5 protein-coding genes are annotated in these 6494 nt (G+C 57.0%); 2 read left to right on the top strand and 3 right to left on the bottom strand.

Annotated elements, in window-relative coordinates:
* Nucleotides 1–301 (bottom strand): helix-turn-helix domain-containing protein (locus VAE55_RS01215; RefSeq protein WP_322814009.1); only part of this gene is annotated, 301 nt, incomplete at its 3' end.
* A gap of 153 nt (nt 302–454) precedes the next feature.
* On the opposite strand from VAE55_RS01215, the gene VAE55_RS01210 reads away from it, so the two are divergent.
* Nucleotides 455–1453, top strand: a complete 999-nt coding sequence (locus VAE55_RS01210; protein ID WP_322814008.1) for a transposase — start codon at nt 455–457, stop codon at nt 1451–1453.
* A 619-nt stretch (nt 1454–2072) separates the two neighbouring features.
* On the opposite strand, the gene VAE55_RS01205 is transcribed toward VAE55_RS01210, so the two are convergent.
* The gene (locus VAE55_RS01205) at nt 2073–2408 is read right to left on the bottom strand and encodes a zinc-ribbon domain containing protein (protein WP_322814007.1); all 336 of its coding nucleotides are present in this window, start codon (nt 2406–2408) and stop codon (nt 2073–2075) included.
* Between the two features lie 1503 nt (nt 2409–3911).
* Here VAE55_RS01205 and VAE55_RS01200 point away from each other — a divergent pair.
* On the top strand, nt 3912–5327 hold the full coding sequence (locus tag VAE55_RS01200) for an ammonium transporter (protein ID WP_322814006.1): 1416 nt from the start codon (nt 3912–3914) through the stop codon (nt 5325–5327).
* Nucleotides 5328–5382: 55 nt separating this feature from the next.
* Here VAE55_RS01200 and VAE55_RS01195 read toward each other — a convergent pair whose 3' ends face one another.
* Complete coding sequence (locus VAE55_RS01195) at nt 5383–6189, bottom strand: ECF transporter S component (protein ID WP_322814005.1); 807 nt, start codon at nt 6187–6189, stop codon at nt 5383–5385.
* Nucleotides 6190–6494: the final 305 nt, after the last annotated feature.

Below are 6494 nucleotides of genomic sequence, written 5' to 3'. Positions count from 1 at the left end.
CCATCAGCACCGTCGCCATAGCTTGCAGACGCTCGTGCAGTGGGTGATCAGCGGTAAGCAGGTTAGTTAGCGGCTGGTTCATTGCTGCCAGCACATGCAACCCCATCTGCACAAAGAGTTCTTCTTTGTCGCTGAAGTAGTAGTAGAGGGTTGGCTTGGTAATACCGGCAACCTGAATAATGTCGTTGATCGAAACTGCCCGATAGCCACGCTGCATAAAGAGCTGCGCTGCCACATCGAGGATGCGGAGCGCAGTGGGGCTATCGCTAATACGCGGATCGGGCAGCAGGGTTTGTTCCATCACTTTCAACAGTCTCGTCTAACTAATTCTTACCGACCGGTAAGTAATATACCACGATGAACAATCATTGTCAATACTTTGCAAATATTTTGTCGATAATCCTTATATGTGTAGGAGTTACGCAGTTCTTCCTGATGGTGTCTACGTGAGCCTATGAATCCGCCAAAGTGTGACGAACTGGACTATATCCACTTCCTGGTAGCTGCACAGAATGTGTTCAGCAACACAGAAGCAGCGCGATGCCATCCGTGTGCTGGTACGCATGGTCCGGCGCATGCTGCCTCCACGCGTCTGCTGTACCGGTGTCAAGCGGATGGCAACGCCTTGTGGGAGGAGGTACAGCACGGTGTTTCTTTGACCACGGGCTTTTTGATTATCGATGACACGACGCTAGACAAGCCGTCCCGCCGGGCCATAGAGCTGGTACGTCGTCATTGGTCGGGCAAACATCATCGGGTGGTCGTGGGTATCAACCTGATTAGCATGCTGTGGACAGATGGAAAAGCCCACCTGCCCGGTGACGTTCGCATCGCCGACACAGCGCACGACGGGTTGACCAAGAACGATCACTTCCAGGCGATGGTAACGGCAGCGGCAGCGCGGGGATGTCAGCCCCACCTGTTGGGCTGCGACCGCTGGTCTGACCGTGTGGCGCACGTGAAGCTGGTACGCGCTCTAAACTGGCAGTGGCTGACCCAGCTGAACGCCAATCGCTTGGTTGATCCAGACGGTTCGGACAACCGGCCGATCCGTGCAGTGCTGATTCCGCGCCATGGCGCCATCGTTCATCTGAACGGATACGGCTTCATCAACGTGTTCAAGATTGCTCCCCCAGACGGCGGCATTGCATACTGGGCCACCAGCGACTTGGGGATGAGCGTCGCCCAGGGTGCGGAGTACGCACTTTACCTGTGGCGCATCGAAGCGTACCATCGCGGCATCACGCAGTTCTGCGGCATCGAGCGAGCCCAGCACCGCTCCGCTGTTGCTCAGAGGAATCATATCGGCTTGGCTCTCCGTGCCTTCCTCCGTCTGGAAAGTCACCGCCTGCGTACAGGCACGTCGTGGTTTGAGGCCAAAGCAGCCATTGTTCGGGAAGCGATACGGGCCTACCTGGCCCAACCTCTCTACACCCAGATCTCAACTGCGTAACTCCTATCTTATTGAATAGTCAGGACGACATTGGTAACATTGGCACAGGTGAATCCTACCGCGTCAGTAGGGGCGACGCATGCGTCGTCCCTACTGACCATCGTTAGCGTAATCACATCTGACGCAACGGAAGGCATGAGCGGAGACACACCCCGCACTGACGACTCCCACCCTGCACTTCGACAAGACACTTGCGTGCATCATCGAAGCATGAGCGGAGACACACCCCGCACTGACGACTCCCACCCTCGGCGGGGGCAGGTTGGGGTGGGGGCATTCGTGCAGAGTGAGTCATACTGCGGCGGTAAGGACGCCCGGCTGTGCGCCTCTACCATCCATCGTTAGCGCAATCACACCACTGAGCGCTGCAATAGCGTGCGCAAGCAAGGGTTTCGCATTCACCGTGCTCGACTCCAGGCGTTGTTTGTACCGACCACGGATGCGACATCCGTGATCGCCACGATCATCTAGTCTGCGGAAGATGAATGCGATGACTTCCAGTAATCCGGTGAATCCTGGATGTGAGGAACACGGCTGTACCAACTGCACGAACGTGCAGAAAATGAAGGTGGACGCAGATGGAGCCTGCGCCCACCCCACTATTGCTCAGGGTCGATCCTTAAAACAACGACCGCTGATTACCGCGCATCTTACTGAAACACGAACTACAGTAGACGGGCTTGGTACCGCGTGGTACGAATGGGACAGTCGTCTCTTGACCACAACTGGCGCACGTCACCCGATAATTAACACGCTCACGATTCGCCGGAGCGGCTGTCGGTCGTCGCCGTTCAGACGCCTCGCGCATTTGAGACTTACGCGCCTTGCGGCAAGCCGGACAACGTACCGGCTCATTCACAAAGCCTTTGGCAGCGTAAAACTCTTGTTCTCCCGCTGTAAAGACGAAATCCATCCCGCAATCCCGACAGGTCAGGGTCTTGTCTGCGAAGCTCATGGCTCGCTACTCCTCTAGCACAACAACGAAGGGTTCGTGGCCGGTGTGGGGTTGCGTTGCGTCCGAACTCGACCGAGAGGAGGCTCAGAGGGGATCGCTAGCGCGTACCAGATCCGTACCATTCTTGAATGTTGATTATACCAAATTTTGACTATCGTGAGAAGTCCGATTTTTGTATCTGCATTATCCTGGTGTCACATATTTGAAGCGTAGAAGCAGTGCTTCCGCACCGACCGCATGACGGGAAACCGGGCGTGAAGACCATCTGGTGCGGGCTGCACGACATCGCTGCTCGCTAGCAACTCCTACGCACACCCCCCCCTGCCGCTGGTGACACGTGACGTATGGGTAATGCGTAGCCCAGCGGGGGACGGGTTGGAGGGCGATTCGAGGAGGACAGTCTCATCGAGCACCGTATCGGTTGCTGCCAGTACCACCCACCACCCATCCGACAGTTCGATCCACGGCGGTTTCCGGTGCAGAACGCGGGGTGAAGGCTGAGGTTGATGAGGAGGGGATCCCGCGTAGGGGCACGGCATGCCGTACCCCTACACGCGTCCAGCGATGCATCATTCAGTGCAGTACCAGAGGTATTGCTGGATAGTAGGGGCCGGCATATGCGGGGCGACACCAGTAGAGGCGACGCAGGTGGAGGGGCGACGCAGGTGGAGGGGCGGGTTCTGAACCCGCCCCTACGGTGTCATGGACGGAGGGAGGGCGAGCGTCGTCGTCAGCGACTGGTGCCTCGCGATGGGCTGGTGACGTGCAGCGTTGGACGAAATGAATTTCGTCCAATGCCTGGACGGAGAACAGGAGCGAACGTTGGTGTCAACCGCTGGTGCATCCCGGTTGTGTGACGTGGTACAGTCACGTTGTTTGGAGTGCGGCAGCCATGCTGCCGTACTGACCGCACGACCACCCCGCGCACCGAGGTAACACTCACCCGTAGCCCTCAGAATATGTAGACGACCACACCTGCTGCCGTATCGGGAAGCTCCAGCGCGATCCGCTGTTCTCCACTCTTCCGCTGTGCGTAAGAGGATCCGGGGGTGAAGAGAATACTGTCACCCTGTCATCAATTTGGATAAAAAGTCTAATCCTCTCTACCTGGATATTGGCAATCCTGTCTATTGGCAACTCCATGAAGACCTGTTATCATACCATCACCAATGAGTGCACAATCTGGTAAATGCCACGATGCATGGATAGCGAGGGGGTGAACGTGCGTAATGCGGGCATCTCCTGCGATGTTGCAGTTTAGAGCCGCAAACGCAAGAGAGAGAAAAGGCTTCTGGATAGACCTTATCATCAATTTGTCAGTTTTTCACAAGTCCATAGCGGGCATCCTGTAATGCTTGCAATCGCGATGGTGCTCAGACGGCCTGCAACGAGGCAGAGGCAGATGGTTTGTGCAAATGTTACAAATGCATGGAGCTGTTTTTGGAAAATCATTCCATGCATCACATGCAATCGCTTAGGTATTAGGTTAAAGGAGCAGTTCTCATGAAGCTTGCATGGCGCACAAAGATCGGTCTCGGTCTTGGGTTTGGCCTTGGTCTCTGGCTGGTGGGTACCGGACGCGCTTTTGCTCAGGAAGGGCCAACCACTGCTGAACTGGCAGTTGCAATGAATACCTTCTTCCTGATTGCTACCGCAGCGCTGGTCTTCTTTATGCAGGCTGGGTTCGCGATGTTGACCGCCGGCTTGACCCGCTCGAAGAACACAACCAACATCCTGTTCAAGAACCTGATGGATTTCGTAATGTGTTCGATTGCCTTCTGGGCTGTCGGCTGGGGAATCGCATACGGTACTTCAGCGGGTGGATTTATCGGCACCGATCAATTCTTCCTCTCGGCGGTTACGGCTGAAGGTGAAGTACCGGTGCTGGCAAGCTGGTTCTTCCAGGTCGTGTTTGCCGGTACGGCTGCAACGATTGTGGCCGGGGCAATGGCTGAGCGCACCAAATTTGTGGCCTATCTCATCTACAGCTTTATCATCTCGCTCTTCATTTATCCCGTGGTCGTCCACTGGGTCTGGAGCGGTGCCGGCTGGTTGAACACCTACAGTGGCAGCACTGAGGGGAATTGGGGCTTCACCGACTTCGCCGGGAGCACGGTTGTCCACAGTGTCGGTGGTTGGGCGTCACTGGTTGGTGCGATGATCCTCGGCCCACGTCTTGGCCGCTTCGGCCCCGATGGCAAGCCTCGTGTTATCCCCGGTCACAACATGTCACTGGCTGCACTGGGCACCTTCATCCTCTGGCTGGGCTGGTTTGGCTTCAACCCCGGCTCGCAACTGGCAATCGCGTCACAGGGTGATGCCGATGCGGTAGCAATGGTTGCCGTTACGACCAATCTGGCCGCAGCCGCCGGTGCTCTGGGTGCTCTCTTCACCGCCTGGCTGCGCTACGGCAAGCCCGATCTGGGTCAGACACTGAACGGTGTGCTCGGTGGTCTGGTCGCGATCACCGCTGGCTGTGCCTACGTTGATCCGCTCTCCTCGATCATCATTGGTTTCATCGCCGGCCCGATTGTCGTCTTCTCGGCAGAACTGCTTGAGAAGCTCAAGATCGATGATCCGGTTGGCGCAGTTCCGGTACACCTGGTTAACGGTATCTGGGGAACACTGGCGGTCGGTCTGTTCGCATCCGTCCCCGGTAACACCGGTACGACCGGCCTGTTCTACGGCGGTGGTCTGACCCTGCTCATCTCGCAGTTCGTTGGTGTTGTCGCTATCGGTTTGTGGACGGTTGCAACCACTGCGTTGATGTTCTTCGCAATCAAGGCCACCATTGGTCTGCGAGTTAGCAAGGCCGAGGAAGAGGCTGGTCTCGACATCGGCGAGCATGGGATGGTTGCCTACCCAGATCTGAGCGGTGCGCCGGCGGGTGGCGAAGTGAGCGGCGCTCTGGCCCGATAGTAAGTGAAATTTCCCTCCTCCTTGCGCAACCCCTCCTCTATGACAGAGGAGGGGTTTATGTTGCAGTGGTGAACCAGAAGCGCTCGCGAAAACGGCGCAGTTCTTTCAGCACAACCCGCCCCAGCAGTGCAATCAAAATAACGTTCCCAAGTGCCCGTACCGCATCCCACGCCAGCGATGTGACGATATAGAAGCGGAAATATTGCTGAATTGTTGCCGCCAGACCACTGCCCGGTAGCCAGCCCAATTCGCCGGGCGGCGCAAACGGCCAAAACCACAGATTCATCAAGGCACCAAAGAGAAAGCCCCAAACGTAACCAAAACCGCCAAGAAGCACAACCTCGCCCCATTCCCCAGGACGGAATCGTCGTCCCAGTGGTGCCAAAAAACCGGCGCTCATGCCCATCCAGCCACTCACGAACATCTGAAACGGCAACCACGGGCCTACGCCCCCGGTCAGCAGTGCCGAGACCAGCAGGGCCAGGGTGCCAATCAGAAAGCCGAAACGCGATCCATACGTATAGCCAATCAGGATGATCAGAAAAAAGAACGTAGGCGAGTCTGCCGGCCCCGCCGGTAGACGCAAGATCGCTACGACCCCTGTGAGCACACCCAAAATAGCGACCATACGGGTATTGAGCCGACCAGCACTGAGTTCGGCGATCAACAGGACAAGCAGTGCCGGGCCGAGAAGGGCGAAAAAGATCGGGGCTGTGGTGGCATGCGCCTGGGTGAAACCGGTTTCGGCACGGCCCAGAAAAAAGGGGTAGAGAAAAGCTATCACCCCGAGCAGGCAGATCAGGCCAAAGACAACATCACCTGCGAGGGTTGCTATACGTTGAGCACGTGGAGTTGACATCATCGTAACGCCTGTCTTCGCAAAGCCTTGTCCGGGAGCAGTGTCGCAACGTCCGTCAGTACCGACCGTTCCAGATCATACCTCATGTCCGGTTAACATCCTGCACTCATGACTATCGCCAACGCATTGCCAGGGCTGGAAGCACGACCCTCCAGCAGGGCTGGGAGCGTGCGCCTGGATCAGCGCACGACAGCGGGAGCCATCCTGCACCGCCGCCTCCCACCTCCAGCGGTCTATGCATTACCCACAACTGGTGCCAACCACGTGCGTATCAGCGGGGATGATCGCCATGGGTGCTGTTGTGGGCG

It is taken from the genome of Chloroflexus sp. (assembly GCF_034432675.1).
In the GTDB taxonomy this organism is placed as follows: Bacteria; Chloroflexota; Chloroflexia; order Chloroflexales; family Chloroflexaceae; genus Chloroflexus.
This window is presented reverse-complemented; position numbering and strand designations above follow the sequence as displayed.

Coding starts and splice junctions, on each gene's coding strand:
- VAE55_RS01195 (WP_322814005.1), bottom strand. CDS start 6,189: ATGATGTCAACTCCACGTGCTCAACGTATAGCAACCCTCGCAGGTGAT.
- VAE55_RS01210 (WP_322814008.1), top strand. CDS start 455: ATGAATCCGCCAAAGTGTGACGAACTGGACTATATCCACTTCCTGGTA.
- VAE55_RS01205 (WP_322814007.1), bottom strand. CDS start 2,408: ATGAGCTTCGCAGACAAGACCCTGACCTGTCGGGATTGCGGGATGGAT.
- VAE55_RS01200 (WP_322814006.1), top strand. CDS start 3,912: ATGAAGCTTGCATGGCGCACAAAGATCGGTCTCGGTCTTGGGTTTGGC.